Here is a 23,265-nt window from a genome sequence, read left to right on the forward strand (position 1 = left end):
GTATACCACCGCACCCGGTATACCCGAGTATTAGTGCACCCGCCACACCGGTGACCCTCCGGCCGTGGCGGGTATCCGCGGTAGATCCCGGGCCGGAGGAGACAAACCCGCCCGGGCGAAAGGCACCACAGACATGACACAACCCGCATCCGGGTCCGGAAAAAAATTCCTCACCCTCCTGCTGGCCTCCGCGCTGGCCCTCTCCGGGCTCACCGCGATCGCCACGCTCAACGCGGCCGCGGCCGCGATGCCGGATAACGGATATAGTCATACCTTCTACGTGGATGATGCGCGCGATGTGGCCGATGCAACCCCCGGCGACGGGGTCTGCGCAACCCGCTTCAGCGCGGGTACCCCGGCCGTGCCCACCTGTACGCTCTATGCCGCAATCCAGGAGGCCAATGCTCTGCCCGCCGACGCGAGCGTCCTGATCGCGCCGGCCCCGCAGATCCGCCTCGTCAACGGAACCTACGCGGCCTCCGCGGAAATCCAGCTGAACTGGAATACCACCAATAACCCCGCCCCCCAGGTGCCCGAGATGTCGCGCAGCATGGTGAACGATGCCGGCATTAACGCCGCGATCGACGGCGATACCAATTCCCGCTATTGGGTACAGCACGATAACGTGACGCTGGACTTCCAGAACCGGCTCGGGTGGTCGATCGTGACCGACTCCGGATATAACGTGCTGCTGTTCACCGGAAAAAACCAGACGTTCCGCAACTTCACCAAGCTCACCAGCGCCGAGGGTGGCATCTATGTGGGCGCCACCGCCGAAAACTTCTCCGTGATTAACGGTCAGGTGGCCAACCCCGCAACCACCCCGGCCCTGCCCTCAAATTATGCGCTGGAGCGCGGCATCGTGATCGTGGAGGGCGCCAAAAACACCCTGATCCAAAACGTCCATTTCCAGCGCAACTACTGGGACGCGATCCTGCTCGCCCCCGCACGCAACGGTGATCTGATCATCGACGGCCTCACCGTGGACCGCAGCAGCTGGGATCAGCCGGTGAACGGCGGCGGCTATGACCCCGTATACAACTATTTTGTGCGCAACTGGAATACCGCGGTCTCCGGCCAGAATATTCTCATCACCAATAACACCGTGCGCGCCTGGGGTGCCGATGGCGGAAACTCCAATGTGATCGACTTCACCGGCGGCACCTGGAATAACATGATGATCCGCGGCAATACCTTCACCGCCACGGTGAACCGCAGCAATAACCCGATCTATCTGAATAACCTCGGCCCGACCACCACCACGGTGCGTGATAACACGTTTATTTATGACGGCCCCGGGACCCAGAGCAGCAGCGTGAACTCCTCCTGGGTGCGCGTTAACGGCTCCACCACCGCCAATAGCAGCGATGGTGTGCGCATCTTTAATAACTCGGTGGTGGGCGGCTACTCCGCCGTGCAGATCAGTAATCAGTCGGTGACCGCCAAAACCAATCCGATCTATCGCAATATCATGACCCGGGTCGGCGGAATCGTCACGGCGGCCAACGAGAATACACTGACCAATTCAAACGGAATCTATAACGCCGCCAATGGGCGCATCCGCACCGTATTCCCCACCGCCGCCACCGTGATCAGCGAGCCGGCGCAGGCCTGCCGCATCGATATCGCCGTGGCTCCCCCCGGCACCGGGGGCAATGCCATCCCCACCCAGGACATCTATGTGGACGTATTCCTGGGTCGCGGGGCATTCGCCGGGGGAGACGGCGAGGGCCTGGAACAGTATGTGGGCCGGATCAGCACCACCCAGGCGGCCCTCCCCGCAACCTTCGGCCTGCCCTATACCGGCACGGGTGATCAAAACGTCGTGCGCCTGCAGACCACCGAGGTGGCCACCGGCAATACCTCGCAGTATTCGCGCGTGGTGTCCGCCACCGGGCTCTCCAGCTGTGCGCCGCAGGCCTGGATTAAACAGGGAGGCTGGTTTAACGAGGCCGGTACCCTCTCCTCCACGCAGGAGGATCCCACCTCATTCCGCGATGTGAGCTTTGAGATTCGCGCCTCCGAGCCGGTGGGCAGCAACGCGCTGACCGCCGAGGACATCGTTTTCACCGGCACCGCACCCGGCCAGCAGGTGGTCTCCCTGACCCCGATCTCCCTGAATAGCTGGACCCTGGTGACCCGGGCGAACGGGACCGGAACCATCGTGCCCATGATTCCCGCGGGCGCCTTCAGCAACGCCGCGGGGGTCAGCAATGTGGACCCCGCCAATACCACCGCGGCCCCGATTAACTTCGCCGGGTTCTCCGATATCGCCGAGACCACCGGCATCGCCGGACCGGATATCGACCACTCGGTGCTCTATAACTCCCCGTTGGGAATCACGGGACCCGATCCGCTCGCGATCACCGTGGCCGAGCCCGGCACCGAGACGGCCAGCTTCCGCGTATCCAACCTCTCGGTGGACCCGGCGGGCCGGGTCACCAAGGCGCCCACGGCGCCGGTCATCCTGGGCCAGCAGTGGTCGGGCCTGGTGCCCGATGCCACGCTGCCCATCCCCGTGCCCGAGCAGACGGCGGCGGGAATCCTGCGTGCGCTACCCACCCACGAAAATCTGAGCGCGACCGAACCCACCCTGGATACCATCGACCGCTTTGTGGACGTCCCGGTGCAGGCGATAGATAACCTCGTGGTGGACGGCACCCGCGCGGCCACCCTCAACCTCACCGTGACCTCCGAGGACCCCGAGTTTAACGGGCTCATTCTGCGCCCGGTCCCCGTGACCGTGACCGATAATGATCGTCCCATCGCCACCGCGGCCACCCTCTCCGTGGAGACCAACGGGCAGCTCGCCAACGGCCTCGAGAATAACGTGCTTCGCGCCCACGTGGAAAACGCCGACGGCGCCGCCGTGAGCAATGCTGCGGTGACCTTTGGCATCCCGGAGAATACAACCTGGCCCGGCCCGGACGGTATTCCCGGTACCGAGGATGACGTGATCGGCGGGCCCGAGGCCACCGCCACGATCCTGACCGTGGAGGGCGGCGAGGCCCGCCTGCACCTGGTCAGCGAGATTCCCGGCAGCTATTCGGTAACGGCGCGCGTGAACGGGACCGAGACCATCTCGGGGTCTCCGCAGAGCGTCACGTTTAAGCGCGCCCCGATTGATATCGCCAATCCCGGAACCAATTTCACCGTGAGCGGCGGCTCCGTGATCGCCGATGGTGTGGCCACCCATACCGTGACCGTGAACCTCACCGACGGGGCCGGACATCCCGCGGCGGGCTGGGTAGACGCGCTGAGCGGAAGTGTTGTCCCCGCCGCCGGAACCGTGCTGAGCGGGTTTAGCGCGACCGAGACCCTCGGGGAATATACGGCCACGCTCACCTCCACCGTGGCCCAGACCGTCGCGGTAGCGGTGTCGCTGCGCGATGACGCCGGCACGGAAAACTCGCTGGGCCTGCTCGAGGGCGGAAACCGCAACGCGGTGTTTATTGCCGGAATACCCGAGATCGGCGAGGGCCGCTCCGGGGTCATCATCGACGATAATAATGCCCGTCCCGCCGATGGAACGGCCGCCCATCAGATCACCGTGACGCTCGCCGATGCGCTGGGCAACCCGGTGACCGGTGTGGCCTCCCGCCTCTCCACCCGCGTGGCCGATAACGCCTCCGGGGCCGTGATCGTGAGCGCGCTCGCCGAGACCGGAACACCCGGCGTCTATCGGGCGCTGGTGCGCTCGACCTCCGCGGGTGCACACGAGATAACCGTGCTCTTTGATGGCGCCCTGGAGATTGGCTCCGTGAGTGCCCTCTTCGCGGCCGGCGCCCCGGACCTGGGCAACCCCGGAACCCGCGTGCGGGTGAGCACGGGGGAGCAGACCGTGGGTAGCGGAAGCCACAGCATCACGGTGACCCTCGCGGATGCGTTTGGCAACCCCGTCTCGGGCCAGGCCGCCAGCCTGGTCGCGACCACCCCGGGCGCGCTCGGCGGGGGAAGCATCACCGGCTTCACCGAGACGGCGACCGCCGGAACCTATACCGCCACCATCACCTCTCAGCGGGCCGGGGATAAGGTGCTCACCACCCGCCTCGGCGTGGCCGCGATCACCGTGGACGGCAATGCCACCGCGCGCTTTATCGCCGCCGCCGCGGACCTGGAAAATACGGGCTCCCGGATGGTCGTCTCGGGCGGCGAGGTCACCGCGGGTGAGGGCACCCACGGCGTGACCGTGACCCTCGCCGATCGCTATGGCAACCCCGTGAGTGGGCGCGCCGCGGATCTCGCCGCGATCAGCGCCGAGGACCTCGGAACCGGGGAGATCTCGGCCTTCACCGAGGGCGAGCGACCCGGCACCTATCTGGCCACCGTATCCTCCTCAATCTCGGGAGATAAAACCATCGAGGCCACCCTGGCCGGTGCGGAAATCACCGCGGGGGGCAATACGGTGGCCGCGTTTATCGCGAGCAGCGTGGACGTGGATAATATCGGCACCCGCTTCACGGTCACCGGCGGAGACCAGACCGTATCCGACGGAACCCATACGATCACCGTGACCCTGTCCGATTCCCTCGGAAACCCCGTCCCGGACCAGGCCGCGGGAATCCTCTCCACGACCAGCGCGGACCTCGGCGGCGGGGCAATCTCGGCGTTTAGCGAGACCGATACCATCGGTACCTATACCGCGAGCGTGACCTCCACGCTGGCCGGGGATAAGCCGATCCGCACCGTATTTGGTGCCGATCGGCTGACCGTGCTCGCCGAGGGCAACGATACGGCCCGGTTTATCCCCGCCGCCGTGGACCCCGGCGCGAGCGGCTTTGAGGTGTCCTCGGGCACCCAGACCGTGGGAACCGGAACCCATAGCGTGGACATCACCCTGCGCGATGGTTTTGGCAACCCGGTGAGCGATCGTGCCGCCGATCTGGCCGCCACCGCCACCCCCTCCACGGGCGTGACCCTGTCCGCCATCACCGAGATCTCGCCCGGACTCTATCGCGCCACGGTGGGCTCCACCGTGGCCGGAACCACCACCATCGCGGTGAGCCTGGACACCACGGATCTTGCGGCCACCGGTAATGCCGAGGCCCGCTTCCGGGCGGGCGCCGTGGACCTGGAAAACGGCAGCTTTTATACCGTCTCGGGCGGCAGCGTCTCGGTATCCGGGGTGCCACACTCCGTGAGTATCACCCTGCGCGATGCGTTTGATAACCCGGTAACCGGGCAGGCGGGCGCGGTGCTGGCAGCGACCGTGGACCCCCTCGGATCGGGCGGCATCGGTGCCTTCGTGGAATCCGAGCCGGGGCTTTATCTTGCCACCGTGACCTCCTCGGTTGCCGGAATTAAGGCGATCACCGCGACCTTCGGCGGGCTGAGCATAAGCGGCAAGGACAATACCGATGCCGACTTTATTGCCGGGGGAGTGGACCCCGGAAACGACGCGACCCGCTATCGGGTATCCACGGGCACCGCAACCGTGGGATCCGGGGAGCACACGGTGAGCGTGACGCTCGCCGATAGCACCGGCAATCCGGTGCGCGGTCAGGCCCAGGGCCTATCCGCCATAAGCGCCCAGGCGCTGGGCGGCGGCGAGATCTCCGCGTTCACCGAGTCCGCGCAGACCCCGGGAACCTATCAGGCGCGGATCACCTCCACGCTCGCCGGCTCCAAGACCATCACGGTGCGCTTTGGTGCGGCCCCGGTGACCCTGAACGGAAACGGCATCGCGCGCTTTATCGCCGCCGATGTGGATCTCACCGGGGTGGGCTCCGGCTATCGGGTGTCCACCGGCACGGCCTCCGTGGCCGGCGGATCGCATACCGTGACGGTGACCCTGGCCGATGAATTTGGCAACCCCGTGGCCGTTCCCGCCGCGAACCTGGCCGCCGCGACCGCGGCCGGCCTGGGAACGGGAGTGATCTCCGGATTTACGGCCTCGGCCACCGCCGGCACCTTCACCGCCACGGTCACCTCAAGCCTCGCCGGGATCAAACCGATCACCGTGACCCTGGGTGCGGACCCCGTGACGTCGCGCGGAAACGCGGACGCGAGCTTCATCGCGGGCGGCGTGGCACCGGGTTCCTCCCGGTTCACCGTATCCACGGACACGGTTCCCGCGGGAACCGGAAGCCATATGATCACCACAACCCTCGCGGATGCGGCCGGAAACCCCGTTTCGGGACAGGCCGCGGGCCTGCTCGCCACCGCCGCCGGCGGGCTCGGAACCGGCTCCATCACGAGCTTTATTGAGGACGGCGCCCCGGGCAGCTATCGGGCCAGCGTGACCTCCAGCAGCGCGGGCTCCAAAACCATCTCGGTGACCTTCGGCGGCAGCGCACTGGCAGCCGACGGAAACCGACTGGCCGTATTTAGTGCCGGGAATGTGGACCCCGGGGCCCTCGGCACCGGCTATTCCGTCTCGGGCGGCAGCGCCTCGGTCGAGGGCGGCTCGCATACCGTGACCGCAACCCTGAGCGATGCGCTGGGTAACCCCGTCTCGGGGGAATCCGCGCGGCTCGCCGCGGACACCGAGGATGCGCTTGGCGGCGGCGGCATCTCGGGCTTCACCGAGACCACCACCGCGGGACGCTATAGCGCGCTTATCACCTCCTCCATTTCCGGCGGCAAGGCCGTGACCGTGACCTATGACGCGGGCGATCTGGAACTGCGCGGAAACGGCATCGCCACGTTTATCGCCGGTGAGCCCGATACCTCCGCGGAGGGCACTCACTATCGGGTCTCCACGGGCGACCGGGTTGTGGGCGAGGGGGAACACACCGTGACCGTGAGCCTCGTGGACGCGGCCGGGAATGCCGTGACCGGCATGGACTCCACGCTGGAGGCACTCAGTACCCCGGGCCTCGGCTCGGGCGAGATCGGTGAGTTCAGCGAGTCCGAGACGGAACCGGGCACGTATACAGCCACGATCGGCTCAACGCTCGCGGGGGAAAAAACCATCACCGTCACCACCCACGATGACCCGATTAGCGCCGATGGCAATACGATTGCGAGCTTCATCGCGGCCGCCGTGGACCCCGCCGATGCGCTCAGCACCTATCGGGTATCCGCGGGCCAGGAGATCGTGGGCACGGGGGAACACACCGTGACCGTGACCCTCGGTGATGCCTATGGCAACCCCGTCTCGGGTGCCGCCGCGGGGCTGCTCGCGATCAGCGCCCAGGACATCGGCGATGGCATCATCTCCTCCTTCACCGAATCCGCGGAGGACCCCGGAACCTATACCGCCAGCATCGGCTCCTCCCTGGCCGGGGATAAAACCATCACCGTCGGTTATGACGGGGTGGACCTGGCCACCACAGCCAATACCGTGGCGGAGTTTATCGCCGGCTCGGTGGACCCCGGAAACGCGGCCACCGGCTTCGCCGTCTCCACCGATGGTGTGGTGGTGGGCAGCGGAACCCATACGATCACCGTGACCCTGGCCGATGCCGCGGGCAACCCGGTCTCGGGGGCCGCGGGCACCCTGCTGGCCACCACCACGGCGGGCCTCGGCAGCGGATCGATCACGGCCTTCACCCCCGTCGCGGCCACCCCGGGAAGCTATACCGCAAGCGTGAGTTCCACCAGCGCGGGCAGCAAGCCGATTCAGGTGACCTCCGGCTCGCGGCCGCTGACCGCCGACGGAAACGCTGCCGCGCTCTTCCTGGCCGCGGCCGTGGACCCCGGCCAGGACGGAACCCGCTATAGCGTATCCACCGGAAATGCCGTGGTAGGCACCGGAAGTCATCTCATCACCGTGACCCTCGCGGATGGATTTGGTAACCCGGCCCCCGGCCATGCGGCCCGGCTCTCCGCCGAGGCGGAGGATCTCGGCGCGGGCGTCATCTCGGGATTTAGCCCCGGCACCACCGCGGGTACCTATACCGCGACCATCGGCTCAACCCTCGCCGGTAGCAAGGCCGTGAGCGTAAACCTGGACACCACCGCACTCACGGTCTCCGGAAACGGCAGCGCCGTATTTATCGCCGCCGGGGTGGACCCCGACGGCGAGGACACCGGCTATCACGTCTCCACCGGGGAGGCCGTGGCCGGAGCCGGCTCCCATACCATCACGGTCACCCTGGCCGATGCCCTGGGCAACCCGGTCCCCGGAATCGCCGCGAGCCTCGTGGCCCTGAGCGAGGCCGACCTGGGCACCGGATCGATCTCGGGCTTTAGCGAGACCACCACCGCGGGCACCTATACCGCGACGGTCACCTCCACGCGCTCGGGCGAAAAGCCGATCACGGTGACCAGCGATGGCCAGGGCCTCGAGGCCTCGGGCAATACCCTCGCCCGGTTTATCGCGGGCGATCCCGCCCCGGGCAATGCCGGAACCGGATTCAGCGTGAGCACCGGGAGCGCCTCCATTGCCGGCGGAACCCATCTGATCACGGTCACCGTGGCGGATGCACTGGGCAACCCGGTACCGGGGCTCGCGGCCGATATCGCGGCCACCACAAGCGCCGATCTGGGCGATGGCGAGATCGCTAATATCACCGAGAGCGCCGTGCCGGGCACCTATATCGCTGAGGTCACCTCCTCGCTCGCGGGAAGCAAACCCATCTCCGCGACGCTCGACGGCACGGCCCTCACGGCGCGCGGTAATACCGCGGCGGTCTTTATCGCCGGGGGAGTGAATCCCGGAAACGCCGCGACATCCTATGCGGTCAGCACGGGCAACGCGGTGGTCGGCACCGGCAGCCATACCATCACCGCGCTGCTCGCCGATTCCGGCGGGAACCCGGTGGCGGGGCAGTCCGCGGGCCTGACCGCGCAGACCCTGGACGCGCTGGGTACCGGCGTGATCTCGGGCTTCACCGAGACCACTACCGCGGGCACCTATACCGCCACGATTAGCTCCGCCGTGGCCGGCACCAAAACCGTGACCGTGCGCTTTGGCGCCACGGAACTCAACGCCGAGGGCAATACCGGGGCCGTCTTCGTTGCGGGTGCTGTCAGCCCCGAAAACCCGGGAACGGGCTTTATCGTCTCCACCGGGGAACGCGTGGTGGGGCTGGAAACCCATACGGTCACGATCGTGCTGCGCGATGCGCTGGGCAATGCCGTCTCCGGTGCCGCCGCCGACCTCGCCGTGAACACCACCGCGAGCCTGGGCGAGGGCGAGATCGGGGCGATCACCGAGGGCGGCAGCGCGGGCGTCTATACCGCCAGCATCGGCTCAACCGTGAGCGGCAGCAAGCCGATCACGGCGACCTGGGACGGCGCAGCGCTGAGCGCCACGGGCAATACCAATGCCGTATTTGCCGCGGGCGAGGTTGTGCCCAACGGCGAGGGCAGCGCGTTTAGCGTGTCCACCGGGGACGCCTCCGTGACCGATGGATCACACCTGATCACCGTGCGGTTGGTGGATGGCTATGGCAACCCGGTACCGGGACAGGCCACCCGAATTGCCGCCGCGAGCGAGCAGCCGCTGGGCGACGGGGAGATCTCGGGATTTAGCGAGACACCCACCGCGGGCACCTATACGGCGAGCATCACCTCCTCGATCAGCGGCCCCAAGACGGTGGCGGCCACGTTCGAGAGCACCGAGCTCACCGCCTCCGGAAATAACATCGCGATCTTTACCGCGGGCGGCGTGGACCTCGGCAACGAAAACACCCGCTTCTATGTCGGCGAGGGCACGCGCGTGGTGGGGGTGGGCACCCACGAGATCACCGCGATCCTCGCCGATGCCGCCGGCAACGCCGTGCCCGGCCAGGCCGACTGCCTGAGCGCCGTGAGCGCTCAGGACCTGGGTGCGGGCTCCGTCTCGGGCTTCACCGAGACCGCGGTGGCCGGGACCTATACCGCGCAGGTCGGCTCGACCAGCGCGGGCGAAAAAACCATCACCGTGCGCTGCGGGGCCTCCGCGGTGGAGGTTGCGGGCAACGATATCGCGACCTTCATTGCCGCGGCCGTGGATCCCGGGGCGGAGGGCACCGGTTATCTGGTGACCACCGGGGACCGGGTCGTGGGCTCGGGGGGACATACCGTCACCGCGACGCTGAGCGATGAGTTTGGCAACCCCGTATCCGGCTTTGCCGTGGCGCTCGCCGCGGCCAGCTCCGCGGATCTGGGCGGCGGAGTGATCAGCGGATTTGTGGCGGGCAGCGTGCCCGGTACCTATACCGCCACGGTCACCTCCACGCGTTCCGGGGCCAAACCGATCACCGTGAGCCTGGATGATGTGGCGCTCAGCGGGGGAGCCAATACCGAGGCGGTGTTTATCGCCGCGGACGTGGATCTCACCGCCGCGGGCACCGGCTTTGAGGTCTCCGCGGGCGAGGCCTCGGTGGCCGCGGGCTCGCATGCCGTGACCATCACCCTGCGCGATGAATTTGGCAATGCCGTGCCCGGTCAAGCCCCGAGCCTGCTCGCCGCAACAGCGGCGGCGCTGGGCACCGGTGGAATCACCGCACCCGTGGAGACCACCACCGCCGGAACCTATTCCGCCACTATCACCTCCTCGCTGGCGGGGGAAAAGCCCGTGACCGTGACGCTCGCGGGCGAGGCCCTGACCGCGCTGGGCAATGCCACCGCGACGTTTATCGCCGGGGGAGTGGACCCCACCCACGGGTCCTCGGGATTCATGGTGGGCACCGGCAGCGTACCCGTGGGCGGGGCCGGACACCCGATCACCGTGACCCTGGCCGATGCCGCGGGCAACCCCGTGGCCGGCCAGGCCGCGGGCCTGCGCGGCACCTCGGTTGCGACGCTCGGGGACGGCGAGATTTCAGCCTTCACCGAGACGGATATCGCGGGAACCTATAGCGCCCAGGTCACCTCAACCAGCGCGGGCAGCAAGCCGATCGGCGTGACCTTCGGGGCCTCGGTGCTGCGCGCCGCGGGCAATGCCGATGCGCTCTTTGGCGCGGAGGCCGTGGACCTCGGGGCCGCGGGCTCGGGCCTGAGCGTGCCCGGCGGACCGGCCACCGTGGGAACGGGTTCGCACCCGATCACGATCACGCTGAGTGACCGCTATGGAAACCCCGTGGGCGGGATTACCACGCTGAGTGCCCGTACCGAGGCTGCTCTCGGCGACGGCGCAATTGGCGCGGTGACCGAGACGGCCACGGCGGGCACCTATCGGGCCATCATCACCTCAACCCTCGCCGGTCTAAAACCGGTGACCGGCCAATTTGGTGACCTGGAGATCCCGGTGCGCGGCAATGCCAACGCCGCCTTTGTCTCCGGCCCCGCCGATCCCGCGCATACCCTGATCGAGGCGACCGGCCCGATCCGCGCGGATGGGATCGAGGCGAGCACCGTGACCGTGCAACTGCGGGACGGCTTTAATAACCCCGCGACCGCGGTGGTTCCCGTGGCACTCAGCACCACGCTGGGCACCCCGGGGGAGATGGTCCATATCGCCGAGGGCGAGTATCGCGGGCAGGTGCGCTCGCTGACCCCGGGAACCGCCGTGGTGACCCCCGTGGTTCAGGGCGTGCGCGCGGCAGTCACGGCGGAGATTATCTTCCTCGACGCCACCCCGCCGGCCCCGCCCGTGCCCGAACCCACCGCGGGCTCCTCGGTCTCGGGATGCTCCGAGCCGGGCAGCACGGTGACCGTTTATGATGCCGCCGGGCGCGTGATCGGGGTGACCACCGCCGGGGAGGACTGCCGCTTCACCGCGCAGCTGAGCCCCCGCCAGGAGCCGGGTGCCGTGATCTTCCTCACGGCCACCGATGCCGATGGTGATGTCTCCGAGCGGGCCAGCGTCCGGGTGGGCCTCATCACGCTCGACCTGGAATCCGATCCGCTCACCGCGGGAGACGTGCAGCGCGCCTTTGGCCACCACTTCCAGCCGGGAGAGGAGGTCTCGGGCCTGCTGCAATCCGATCCGATTGCGCTGGGCACCCGCATGGCCGATGCCGAGGGCAACGTGATCTTCGAGGTGCGGATCCCGAGCGATTTTGAGCCCGGAATCCACCGCGTCACGCTCACCGGCTCCTTCAGCGGTGCCGTATCCGCGACCTTTGAGGTCAGGGCCCCGGCCCCGATCATCACCGGACCGGGCCTCTCGCTCACGGGAGCCAGCGCAATCCTGCCCCTCGGGCTCGGCGCGCTGCTGCTGCTCGTGGGCGGATGGCTGCTGATCCTGCGCCGCAAGAAGAGGGAAAATGATGTCACACTCGACCATTAATCCACAGATCCCGGAGGGAAAAATGACCGGATTTCGAACCACGGCGGCGGCCCTGATCCTCGCCGCCGGCCTCGCCCTCACGGGGTGCAGCGGCCCGGCCCCGGGCCTGCCCGAGGGCCTGCCCGCGGGATTCCAGCTGGCCCCCGGCGAGGTCTCCAATGCGGTCACCGCCGCGGATAATAACTGGTCCTTCTCGGTGCAGGTGGAGGACGAGGAGGCCCAGCGCGCGGCGGTGCAGCGCCTAACCGATGCGGGCTATCGCCTCCTCGGGGAAAACGAGACCGCCACGGGCACCACGTATTCGCTCTCGGATGATCGGATCAACGCGACCCTGGTGCTCACCCAACAGGATGATCGCCACCTGGTGATCTATAACCTCGTGCGGCTGGAATAGCGCACGGGTGCGGGGCGGGTGCCTCCCCCGCCCGCCCCGCTGTCACGGGGGAGAGTGCGCGTCAGCGCCGTGTAAGTGCCCCCGTGCAGACTGTGTCCCGTAGCTTCTGAAAGGACACACACTCGTGAATACACACTCCCCCTGGGCCGTGGAGGCCGACGGCCTGGTGAAAACATTTGGCACCAACCGCGCCGTGGACGGGGTCGATCTGCGCGTTGCCACCGGCAGCGTCTACGGCGTCCTCGGCCCCAATGGCGCCGGCAAGACCACCGTGATTTCCATGCTCGCCACGCTCCTGCGTCCCGATGCCGGCAGCGCCCGCATTTTTGGGCATGACGTGGGCAAGGAGGCGCAGATCGTGCGCCAGCTCATCGGCGTGACCGGGCAATACGCCTCCGTGGATGAGGGCCTCTCCGCGACCGAAAATCTCTTCCTCTTCTCCCGCCTGCTGGGCCTGGGCCGCGCCGAATCCCGGCGCAAGGCCGCCGATCTGCTGGAGGAGTTTGGCCTGACCGAGGCGGCCAAACGGCCCCTGAAAAACTTCTCCGGCGGAATGCGCCGCCGCCTCGATCTCGCCGCGAGCCTCATCTCGCAGCCCCCGCTGATCTTCCTGGACGAGCCCACCACGGGCCTGGATCCGCGCACCCGCGCCCAGATGTGGGAGACCATCCGCCGCCTCGTGGCGGGCGGCTCCACCGTGCTGCTCACCACGCAGTACCTGGACGAGGCCGATCAGCTCGCCGACCGCATCGCCGTGATCGACCGCGGCCGGGTGGTGGCCGAGGGCACGGGCGATGAACTGAAATCCGCGGTGGGCAATTCCTCGCTGCTGCTGCGCCTGAGCGATGACTCCCGCCGCGAGGATGCCCTCGCCACCGCGGGCCGCGTGCTGGGTGTGGCCGGTACCGCCTCACCCGAGGCCGCGCGGATCACGGTGCCCCTCGCGCATCCCGATCGGGTCACCGATCTGCTGATCGAGCTGCGCGCCGAGGGCATCCACCTGGACGAGTTCAGCGTCCAAAAACCGAGCCTGGACGATGTGTTCCTGGCCATTACCGGGCACGACGCCGCGAGCGAGACCCCGGAGAGCGAAGGAGCAGCAGCATGACCAGCCTCAGTACCGAAACCACCGCCGATCGTTCGCCGCTGCTCAATAGGATCACCCCGGGGCGCGATCGCGTCCTGCGGAACCGGGTCACGCTCTCCGAGACCCTGCGCCACTCCTTCACGATGGCCTATCGGGGCCTGCTGAAGATTAAGCGCACCCCCGAGCAGCTCTTTGATGTCACGCTGCAACCGATCATCTTCACCCTGATGTTCACGTATATTTTTGGCGGGGCCATCGCGGGGGATATTGCGAGCTATCTGCCCGTGATCATCCCCGGCATCCTGGTGCAGACCGTGATCACCACCTCGGTGGTCACCGGAACCCAGCTGCGCGAGGACATGGATAAGGGCGTTTTTGACCGCTTCCGTTCGCTCCCGATCGCCCGGATCGCGCCGCTCTCCGGCGCGCTCCTCGCCGATACCGTGCGCTATACCATCGCGACGACCCTGACGTTTGTGATGGGTTACATCATGGGCTTCCGCCCCGCGGGCGGCATCCTCGCCGTGATCGGGGCCGCGCTGCTGGTGATTGTCTGTGCCTGGGCCATCAGCTGGATCTTTGCGTTCTTCGGCGTGATCGCCCGCTCGGCCTCGAGCGTGCAGGGTATCTCGATGATTGTGCTCTTCCCGCTCACGTTCCTCTCCAACGCATTTGTTCCCGTGGATACGATGCCCGGTTGGCTACAGACGTTTGTGAATATCAACCCGGTCTCCCACCTGGTCACCTCGGTGCGCGATATTCTCAACACCGGAGCCGTGACCGGCGAGGTCTTCTGGCCGCTGCTGGGCTCCGCGGTGATCGTCGCGATCTTCGCCCCGCTCACCGTGCGCGCCTATATGCGCCGCGCCTAATCCGCCAGGAGGAACGGCCCCGATCCGCGCGGATCGGGGCCGTTTTGCGTTCGCCGCGGCGGGCAAGCCGTTCAGGCCGGTTTGGCCCCGAGCGTATTCCAGAGGGGATCGGCGAGCAGCTCGCGCGCGAGGGCCACCCGGCCGCTCAGGTCCAGCGCCTCGACCCGGGCCTCGGCCGCCGCAAACCGCTCGGCCCCAAAGGCCTCCGCCTGGCGGCGCTCATGGGTGGCAATACGCAGCGTGGGTAGCTCCTGGCGGGCCGAGAATGTGCGCGTGCAGATCAGCAGCGGCAGGGTCAAATCCGCGACCCGCGGATCGATCAGCGAATACGTGGAGATCGCGAGAACCATCGATCCCCAGACCGGAAGGTCGTTATTGGATCCGTGGAGCCGCTGCAGGGCCAGGGCCCGGCGGCGCAGCCGTTGCAGCGCCGGGAGGGCATCCACCCCGGTGAGTCCGTGCGCCGCGACCGAACCCGAGGCCACCATCGAATACCACGGATAGGCGCGATCGCGCGGCGAGAGGAACATCCGCTCGGCCCGCACATACTCGGTCAGGCCACGCTCGGGATGCCCCGTGCGCAGCGAGAGCTCGGCGCGGCCCGCCCAGCCCACCGAGCGGAAATCCTCGTCCGGGTTTTTTGTCGCCGGGAAGTCCCCAGCGCCGATGCTCAGCGCCGCCATCGTCTCGGGGGTGCCCTCATAGATCGCCAGCAGCCACTCCATATGGCGGCGGTTCTCCTCCAGGTGCAGCGTGCGCAGCCCGGGCAGGGCCAGGCGTGCCCAGTGCACCGCGCGCCGATCATCGGCCATCTCGCTATAGAGCTGCGCGAGGATCAGCCGGGTCAGCGCCATGAGCCACAGATCATCCAGCGCCTCGGCGCGCTGCGCGGCCCGCTCGGCCAGCCCCAGCGCCACCCGCGCCCGGCCCGCGTTTTCAGCGAGCTGAGCGGAGAGAAACAGGCCGTATACCGATACCTCGGGCCGGGGATCGGCGCAGACCGCGGCGAGTTCCCGCTCGAGCGCGCGATGATCACCCGCGGCCCGCAGGAGGCGATAGAGCCCGGGAATGCGCGGATCGCTCACCGCTCCGGTGTCCAGGAGCGCCCGCAGCCGGCGCAGCGAGAGCACTCCCCGCCGCAGCGAGCCAAATAGCCCCAGCGCGCTCTGCATCAGCAGACCCATCGCGGCGGAATTGGCCAGCGCGCCGCGATAGCCGGTCTCCTCGGCGGGCAGCGGGGCCAGCGCGAGCGCAAGCGCCTCCAGCTCCCCAAATGTGTTTTGGCGCGCCCAACAGAACGCGAGCAGGCCAAAGATTGCGTGGGCCGTGGCGCTATCCCCGCGGTCGGCGGCGCGGCGCAGCGCCCAGATCAGGTTGTCCTGATCGGCGAGGGTGCGCGCAAAACCGGATACCTGTTGCGGCCCATCGGTGAGCGGCAGCAGTTCCAGGGCCAGCTCGCGGGCCCAGTCCAGGGCCCGCGTGAGCACCCGCTCCCGCCCGCCCAGCTCGGCGAGCGTGATGGTGCCAAATTCGCGCACCGTCTCCAGCATCTGGAAGCGCATCTCGCCGCTCTCGGGATGCTCAAAGGCACGCAGCAGCGATTGCAGGGCGAGCCCCTCCAGCTCGGCATCCACGTTGCGGCCGGAGACCGCGTGGGCGGCGGCGCGGGTGAAGCCATGCGGGAAGATCGAGGTGTTTAAAAACACCTCGCGTTCGGCATCGGTCAGCAGGTTCCAGCTCCACCCGATCACGGCAATCAGCGTGCGATGCCGATCGGGGATCGCGCGGTTCCCGGAGACCAGGAAATCCAGCCGGTTTTCCAGCCCCGCCGCGATCTCGGCGAGCGAGAGCGAACGGATGCGGGCCGCGGCCAGCTCGATCGCCAGGGGGAGCCCGTCCAGGCGATCGCAGAGCGCGGCCACCGCCGCGGAATCCAGGCGGGCACCGGGCCGGGCGGCCAGCGCGCGCTCGCGGAACAGCGTCACGGCGGGTCCGGGTTCCCCGTTGATCTCGGAGCGCAGCGGGGCGGGCTCCCATAGCGCCTCGCCCGGGATCATCAGCGGGGCGCGGCTCGTGGTGAGGATGCGCAGGTCCGCGCATAATTCGAGGGCCTCGGCGCCCCAGCGGGCCACGGCATCGATCAGGTGCTCGCAGTTATCCAGCACCAGGAGGGTGGGCTTTTGGGCGAGCGCGGTCAGGATCCGTTCGCCCAGATCGGCGCGGGCCCGGGCATCGCCGAGCCGGGTATCGCCCACGGCCTCGCGCAGGCCCAGCGCGCTGCCGAGCGCCAGCGGCAGGTCGCTCGCGGCCCCGACGCCCGCGAGTTCCGTCACGATGACGCGCGCAATGAGCGGTGCGGCGGCGGCCGCCGCGGCATGCGCCAGGCGGGTTTTCCCGAGCCCGCCGGGCCCCAGGATGGTCACCAGCCGGCCCGTGGCCAGGGCGTGGCCGATGCCGCGCAGGTCCTCCTCGCGCCCGATCAGCGGATCGGGGAAGCGCCGGATCCCGGCGGTGCTGGCGGGCTGCATTAGCTCCGCGGCGGATGCCGCGGGTGTGGCGGCTGGCGGGGCGTCCCGGCGCAGGATCTCGGTGTTCAGCGCTCTCAGCGCGGGGGAGGGATCGCTACCCAGCTCGGACGCGAGGCGCTCGCGCAGCCCGGCATAAACGGCGAGGGCCGCTGCGGGCTCACCCAGGCTATCCAGCGCGCGGATCAGATCCTCGTGCGGGGCCTCGTTCAGCGGCTCGGCGCGGCAGAGCTCACCCAGCAGCGGGCGCGCCGCGGCGGGATTCCCCGCGGCTAGCAGTGCCGCGGCGTGTTTGGCCAGAAGATCGCGGCGCAGAACCGCGGCATATTCGGCCAGCTCGGCGGCCACGGGATGATCTCCCAGCCCGGCGCCGGGGGCCCCGGCCCAGAGCGCCAGCGCAGCGCCGCGCGCGGCATCATCCTGTCCGTGCCGGGCGGCCTCGGCCGCGGCCAGATCGCTGCCCAATTCGAGCCGATATCCCGCGGGGCCAAGCGTGATGGCCCCGGCCGGTAGCAGGCGCCGGGTGCGTGAAATCAGGGTTTGCAGCGCCGCCCGGGCATCGCCGGGACCCTCCTCGCCCCAGATTTCCGCGGCCAGCCGGCCGGCCGAGACGGGATCGGGGCCGGCGAGGGCGAGCACGGCGAGCAGGACGCGCGGCAGCAGGCCGCTGGGTTCGGTGCCGTCCACCGTGACCGGGCCGAGCAGGCGCAGGGGTGGATCGGGGAACGGGTGCACAGTGCCGATTATACGAGCCGGGACTTCGTCGGGGGTGTTCGCTACGCTGGGGGCATTATGTTGTCACACGATGTTCCCACCCAGCCCGAGTATCCCATCATCGAGGAGCGGTTCCGCCTGCGCCCCGTGCAGGAGGGGGATGTGGCGGCCATTAACTCCTATCGGTCGATCCCGGAGGTGGTGCGCTATCTGCCGCATCCCGCGCAGAGCCTCGCCGATACCCAAAACACCGTGGACCGCATGGTCACCGAGGCGGGCCTGCCGCGCCCCGGCACCTGGCTGGATCTGGCGGTGGTGCACCCGGGCACGGGCGCGCTGCTCGGGGAGGTCCTGCTGAAATGGGACGCCGAGGAGCCCGATTCGGGCGAGGTTGGGTTTGTATTCCACCCGTCGGTGCACGGCACGGGCCTGCCCACCCTCGCGGTGAACCGCGTGCTTCGGATCGGCTTTGAGGACCTCGGCTGGCGGCGCATCATCGGCATCGCCGATGCCCGCAATACCCGCTCGGGTGCGCTCATGCGGCGGCTCGGCATGCGCCAGGAGGCGCAGCATCTTGAGGCCGTGGAGTGCAAGGGCGAGTATTGCACCATGGATGAGTTTGCGATGCTCTCGCGCGAGTGGCTCGCCCGCTCGGCGCAGGAGGGCCCGCGCGATTAGGCCGCGCCCCGGCGGGGCCTAGCTGCTGGTGGTTTCGCCAAACTCGTCCAGCACGTGCGCGCCATCGGTGATGGTGGTCTCCTCGCGCCACGGCTCGCGCGTGCGCAGATTGGATTCGCCGGCATCGGCCGAGGGTTCGTGGACCACGTATTCCTCCTCGTCGTCCTGGGTCAGGGCCGCGAGGGCATCCTCGCTCTCAAAGCCGTCGTCGATGCTAAAGCCCTCGGCGAGGCCGGGCACCGCGGTGGGATCGCTCAGCTCGATATCGAGGTTATCCTCGAGTTCCTCGGTGCGGTCGGTCTCCAGTGCGTTTTCCAGGTCCAGGTCATAGGCGCGCGGTTCGGAGTCTTCGGTATATCCGGGCATGATTGCCCTCCACTTCCCTCGGGACCTCCAACCTAAACCCGTTGGGCGCAAAAAACCAGGGCCCGTGTCGCACGGCGCACCCCGCGACGCGCCCGAGGGGAGGGGCCGTGTCGAAAGTCCCGCGCGGGGCGTGTATAGTAGTCATGTTGCCACCGCGTTCCGCGGAAATCGCAGCGCGCACCTCTAGCTCAATCGGCAGAGCAACTGACTCTTAATCAGTGGGTTCTCGGTTCAAGTCCGAGGGGGTGCACTCGTAAGCCCCGTACCTCTCGCCAGGTATGGGGTTTTCGTTATTTAACCCCCGTTCCCCGCCGCGCCGGGCTGGCGGGCCGCGGCGGTTATCCCGAGGTGGGGTTGGCGTTCCAGGTGGTGGGCATCAGCACCCAGATCAGCTCGGCGGTATCCTCGCCGATCACCTGCCAGGAGTGTGGTTCGCGGCCGTCCAGCGTGAGGGAGTCGCCGGGTCCGAGCTCCCAGACGGCATCGGCAAAGCGCATCGTGATGCGCCCGCGCACCAGGTATACGATGTCCAGCTCCACGGCCACCGAATACGGGGCATCGCCGCTATGCCCACCGGGCTCCACCACTGTGCGCACCATCTGTAGCCGTTTTTCGGAGCGCGGGGTCATCAGGACCTCGTGCATATCCTTGCCGCCGAGCGTGATCCGCGGGGCGTCCTCGGCGCGCACGCAGATCTGTTCCGAGCGCTTAAACAGATCACCCACGGACACATTAAGCACATCGCAGAGCGCCACGAGCGTGCTCACGCTCGGGGAGGTTTGATCGCGTTCCACGCGGCTGATGAAGCCCTTGCTCAGGCCCGTGGTCTCGGCCAGCTGTTCGATGGTCATCTGTTGCGCCTGCCGCGCGGCGCGCAGTCGATCACCGATTGCCGTTCGCGTGGTATCGGGCGTAACGGGAAGAGCGCGCATCGATCTCCAGGTGTCGCGTGCGGTGGACGCACCCAGTCTAAAGCAACCGTGGCCCGCGGCCACCGCTCCACGCCGGATACGCACCGTGTGGATTCCCGGCGGAAACGACGGGGGCCGGCCCCGGATCTTCCGGTGCCGGCCCCCGGGGGTCGCGTGGGCTAGTCCTGAGGACCGCCGTATTTTTCCTTATTATTTTCCGCCACCGTGCCCAGGGCGAGCACCAGCGAGACGGCCCAGCCGAGCCAGAGCAGGGCCAGGCGCCAATCGCGCGGGCCGCGGGCAGTGCTGCGCAGCAGGCCCAGGCCGCTGGCTGCGGTAGTCAGGACACCGAAGTTCATCAGATATTTACGCAAGGTGTTCCCTTCATTGCGGGTTGGAGGTTCCAGCCTAGCGCGCGGCCTGGCCGAGGTGAAGGCGCGCGAACTCCGCCGTCTCGCGCAGGGCCTGCACGCGCTCGGCATCGGTCTTGGCCTTGCGGGTGTTAATCTCGGCCACCACATCGCCGTCCCAGCCGCGCGCGGCGAGCATTTGCAGGGTCTCGGCCACGGGCTGGGTGCCGCGGCCCGGAAGCAGGTGCTCATCAAAAATCTTGCCGTCATCCTGCGACCCGGAACCATCACAGAGGTGCACATGGCGCAGTCGATCGCCAAAATGGGTGGCCAGATCCAGGGCGTTTTGGCCCGAGAGCGAGGCGTGGGAGAAGTCCAGCGTGACATCGTCGCAGTCCCAGTCGGAGGGATCCCAGCCGGGCGCATAGGCCTTCACGGAGCGGCCGCGCACCTTCCACGGAAACATATTTTCCACGGCGATCTTCACCCCGCTGGCCTCCGCCGTGGAACGCACAATATCGAGGAAGTTTTCCGAATAGCCCTTTTGCCAGCGAAACGGCGGATGCACCACCACGGTGCCCGCCCCGACGGCGGCGGCCAGCTCGGCGGATTTTTCCAGCTTGACCCGCGGATCGCGGCCCCATACAAACGTGGTCAGCAGCAGGACCGGCGCATGGATCGACAGGATGGGCAGCTCATACTTCTCGCTGAGTGCGCGCAGGGCGGCGGCATCGCGGGTGGTGTCATCATTGGTGACCATGATTTCCACACCGTCGTAGCCGGCTTCGCGGGCAAACTGGAAGGACCTTTCGGTCTCCAGGGGATAGACGCAGGACGTACTCATACCAATTCGAATCATTTGGCCCCAGCATAGACCGCGAAGCTCAAGAGCGGATGACCTTTGCCGAATGCGCTGATAACCTATGGGCACATCAACGGGGAGAGCGCATAATGACACTCACTACAGAAGCGACGTCCGAGGGATTTGAATTTGTGGTGGTCGCAAACCGGCTGCCCGTGGATCGCGCCCGGCAGGAGGACGGCAGTTTTATCTGGCGCACCTCGCCCGGGGGCCTGGTCACCGCGCTGAGCCCGGTCATGGAGCAGATGGGCGGGGCCTGGGTGGGCTGGGCGGGGGAGGACTCCGAGGGGGTCACCGAGTTTCAGCACGGATCCACCCATATCGTGCCGGTGCCGCTGAGTGCCGATGAGGTGGAGCTCTATTATGAGGGCTTTTCCAATGACACCCTGTGGCCGCTCTATCACGATGTGATTGCGCCGCCCACGTATCACCGCGAGTGGTGGGACGCCTATGTCACGGTGAACGAGCGCTTTGCCGCCGCGGCCGCCGCCGTATCCGCCCACGGGGCCACCGTCTGGGTGCACGATTATCAGCTTCAGCTGGTCCCGGGCCTGCTGCGCGAGCTGCGCCCCGACCTGATCATCGGCTTCTTTAACCACATTCCGTTCCCCGCCTATGGCCTGTTTTCGCAGCTGCCCTGGCGCAACCAGATCGTGAAGGGGTTGCTGGGTGCCGATGTGATCGGCTTCCAGCGCACCGCCGACGCGGCCAATTTCTCCCGCGCCGTGCGCCGATTAATGGGCTATGAGACCAAGGGCACCAGCATCTACGTGCCGCTGGAATCCGATCAGGGAGACATGAACACGGGCGGCTATCGCAAGGGCGGGCCCACACGCCGGGTGCTCGCAAAACACTTCCCGATCTCGATCGATTTCCAGAGTTTTGAGGAGCTCGCCCGCAGCCCCGAGGTGCAGGCGCGCGCCGCGCAGATCCGCGAGGAACTGGGCAGCCCCACCACGATCCTCTTTGGCGTGGACAGGCTGGACTATACCAAGGGCATCCGGCACCGGCTGAAGGCCTATGGTGAGCTCCTGGAGGACGGCCGGGTCAAGGCCGAGGACACCACGCTGGTGCAGGTAGCGAGCCCGAGCCGGGAGCGCGTGGAAACCTATCGGCAGCTGCGCGATGAGATCGAGCTGACCGTGGGGCGCATCAACGGCGATTACGGCACGATTGGCCATGCCGCGGTGAATTATCTGCACCACGGCTATCCGCGCGAGGAGATGGTGGCGCTCTATCTGGCCGCCGATGTGATGCTGGTCACCGCGCTGCGCGATGGCATGAACCTCGTGGCCAAGGAGTATGTGGCCACCCGCTTTGATAACGACGGCGTGCTGGTCCTGAGTGAGTTCGCGGGGGCCTCGGACGACCTGAAGCAGGCGCTGCTGATCAACCCGCACGATATCGCCGGGCTTAAAGACTCCATCATGGAGGCGATAAATATGCCCGCACGCGAGCGCGGCCGGCGGATGCGTTCGATGCGTAAGCGCGTGCGCGATAACGATGTGGCGCGCTGGTCCCATGACTTCCTCACCGAACTCGCGCGCAGCTCCGCGGCGCGGCACTCGGAGGCGCTGGGGCACAGCGTCGGGACGATTTAGATGGCACAGTTTGCGCTGGACCGGGAGCTGAGCCGGGACCTGGAATCCTTTTGCCGCGCCGAGACTATTTTGGTGGCGCTGGATTTTGACGGCACCCTCGCCCCGCTCGTGGACGATCCGATGTCGGCGAGGGCCCTGCCCGAATCGGTCCGCGCGATCGGGGAGCTGGCCGAACTCGAGCGCACCCGTGTCGCCCTGGTCTCGGGCCGCGACCTGGCGAGCCTGGACACGCTTTTCCCCTCCTCCGACCGGGTGCTGCGCATCGCGTCCCACGGCGGCGAATATCGCCTGGACGGCGAGGGCGCCCCGCCGCTGAGCGCCGCCGAGCGCGAGCGGGTGGAGGCGCTCGCCGCGGGCCTGGCCCCGCCGATCGCGGCGGTTCCGGGGGCGGCGCTGGAGCGCAAGCCGGCCGGGGTAGCTGTGCATACCCGCCTCGCCGATCCCGCGCAGGCCGCCGCGCTGCAGCACGCGGTGCGGGAATGGATCACCCACCACGATCCGCTCCTGGCCGAACGCACCGGAAAGGACATCCTGGAATACTCGGTCCTGCCCGCACATAAGGGCGAGGGAATTGCACGTTTGCGCGATTTCACGCGCGCCGATGCGGTATTTTATGCCGGGGATGACGTGACCGATGAGGATGCCTTTGCCGCGCTGCGGCCGGGGGATTTGGGCGTGAAATGCGGGTTTGGTCCCACCCTCGCGAGCCGGCGCATCGCCGATCCCGAGGAGATGGCCTCGGTGCTGCGGGCGCTTGTTAACTTTCGCATCCGTGCGCTCGCCGCCTAATATGTCCAAACCG

At 67.7% G+C, this 23,265-nt stretch carries 12 protein-coding genes and 1 tRNA gene; 8 read left to right on the forward strand and 5 right to left on the reverse strand.

The genetic code is table 11. The features are described from left to right. Nucleotides 1-133: 133 nt before the first annotated feature. The 4 genes from KXZ72_RS14470 (at nt 134) to KXZ72_RS14485 (ending at nt 14,456) form a co-directional block, all read left to right on the forward strand. Nucleotides 134-12,103, forward strand: coding sequence for an invasin domain 3-containing protein (locus KXZ72_RS14470; protein WP_226081629.1), 11,970 nt, complete (start codon nt 134-136; stop codon nt 12,101-12,103). A 22-nt stretch (nt 12,104-12,125) separates the two neighbouring features. After that, complete coding sequence (locus KXZ72_RS14475) at nt 12,126-12,497, forward strand: hypothetical protein (RefSeq protein ID WP_226081630.1); 372 nt, start codon at nt 12,126-12,128, stop codon at nt 12,495-12,497. Nucleotides 12,498-12,621: 124 nt separating this feature from the next. Next, nucleotides 12,622-13,605, forward strand: a complete 984-nt coding sequence (locus KXZ72_RS14480; RefSeq protein WP_226081631.1) for an ATP-binding cassette domain-containing protein — start codon at nt 12,622-12,624, stop codon at nt 13,603-13,605. Beyond that, nucleotides 13,602-14,456 carry an ABC transporter permease gene (locus KXZ72_RS14485; protein ID WP_226081632.1) on the forward strand — a complete coding sequence of 285 codons (855 nt, stop codon included), beginning with the start codon at nt 13,602-13,604 and terminating at the stop codon, nt 14,454-14,456. Before KXZ72_RS14480 ends, KXZ72_RS14485 begins: the two co-directional genes overlap by 4 nt. Nucleotides 14,457-14,527: 71 nt before the next feature. Here KXZ72_RS14485 and KXZ72_RS14490 read toward each other — a convergent pair whose 3' ends face one another. Next, entirely contained in the window at nt 14,528-17,716 is a 3,189-nt protein-coding gene (locus KXZ72_RS14490) for a BTAD domain-containing putative transcriptional regulator (RefSeq protein ID WP_226081633.1), read from the reverse strand. Nucleotides 17,717-17,773: 57 nt separating this feature from the next. Here KXZ72_RS14490 and KXZ72_RS14495 point away from each other — a divergent pair, with 57 nt between their 5' ends. After that, a complete protein-coding gene (locus KXZ72_RS14495) occupies nt 17,774-18,373 on the forward strand; it encodes a GNAT family N-acetyltransferase (protein ID WP_226081634.1) in 600 nt (199 codons plus the stop codon). 18 nt (nt 18,374-18,391) lie between these two features. Here KXZ72_RS14495 and KXZ72_RS14500 read toward each other — a convergent pair whose 3' ends face one another. Continuing rightward, complete coding sequence (locus KXZ72_RS14500) at nt 18,392-18,739, reverse strand: hypothetical protein (RefSeq protein WP_226081635.1); 348 nt, start codon at nt 18,737-18,739, stop codon at nt 18,392-18,394. 177 nt (nt 18,740-18,916) lie between these two features. On the opposite strand from KXZ72_RS14500, the gene KXZ72_RS14505 reads away from it, so the two are divergent. Then, nucleotides 18,917-18,989 (forward strand) — tRNA-Lys (locus tag KXZ72_RS14505). An 88-nt stretch (nt 18,990-19,077) separates the two neighbouring features. Here the strand turns inward: KXZ72_RS14505 and KXZ72_RS14510 are convergent. From KXZ72_RS14510 to KXZ72_RS14520, 3 genes are all read right to left on the reverse strand, one after another. Continuing rightward, nucleotides 19,078-19,590, reverse strand: a complete 513-nt coding sequence (locus tag KXZ72_RS14510) for a helix-turn-helix domain-containing protein (RefSeq protein ID WP_264159408.1) — start codon at nt 19,588-19,590, stop codon at nt 19,078-19,080. A gap of 239 nt (nt 19,591-19,829) precedes the next feature. Continuing rightward, nucleotides 19,830-20,024: a hypothetical protein gene (locus KXZ72_RS14515; RefSeq protein ID WP_226081637.1), complete on the reverse strand. Its 195-nt coding sequence runs from the start codon at nt 20,022-20,024 to the stop codon at nt 19,830-19,832. Between the two features lie 34 nt (nt 20,025-20,058). Then, nucleotides 20,059-20,859: a sugar phosphate isomerase/epimerase family protein gene (locus KXZ72_RS14520; RefSeq protein WP_226081638.1), complete on the reverse strand. Its 801-nt coding sequence runs from the start codon at nt 20,857-20,859 to the stop codon at nt 20,059-20,061. 92 nt (nt 20,860-20,951) lie between these two features. On the opposite strand from KXZ72_RS14520, the gene otsA reads away from it, so the two are divergent. Beyond that, complete coding sequence (gene otsA / locus KXZ72_RS14525; protein WP_226081639.1) at nt 20,952-22,463, forward strand: alpha,alpha-trehalose-phosphate synthase (UDP-forming); 1,512 nt, start codon at nt 20,952-20,954, stop codon at nt 22,461-22,463. Further along, nucleotides 22,464-23,252, forward strand: a complete 789-nt coding sequence (gene otsB / locus KXZ72_RS14530) for a trehalose-phosphatase (RefSeq protein ID WP_226081640.1) — start codon at nt 22,464-22,466, stop codon at nt 23,250-23,252. Nucleotides 23,253-23,265 lie beyond the last annotated feature (13 nt).

It is taken from the genome of Mycetocola spongiae, from assembly GCF_020424085.1.
GTDB classification, from domain to species: domain Bacteria; phylum Actinomycetota; class Actinomycetes; order Actinomycetales; family Microbacteriaceae; genus Mycetocola; species Mycetocola spongiae.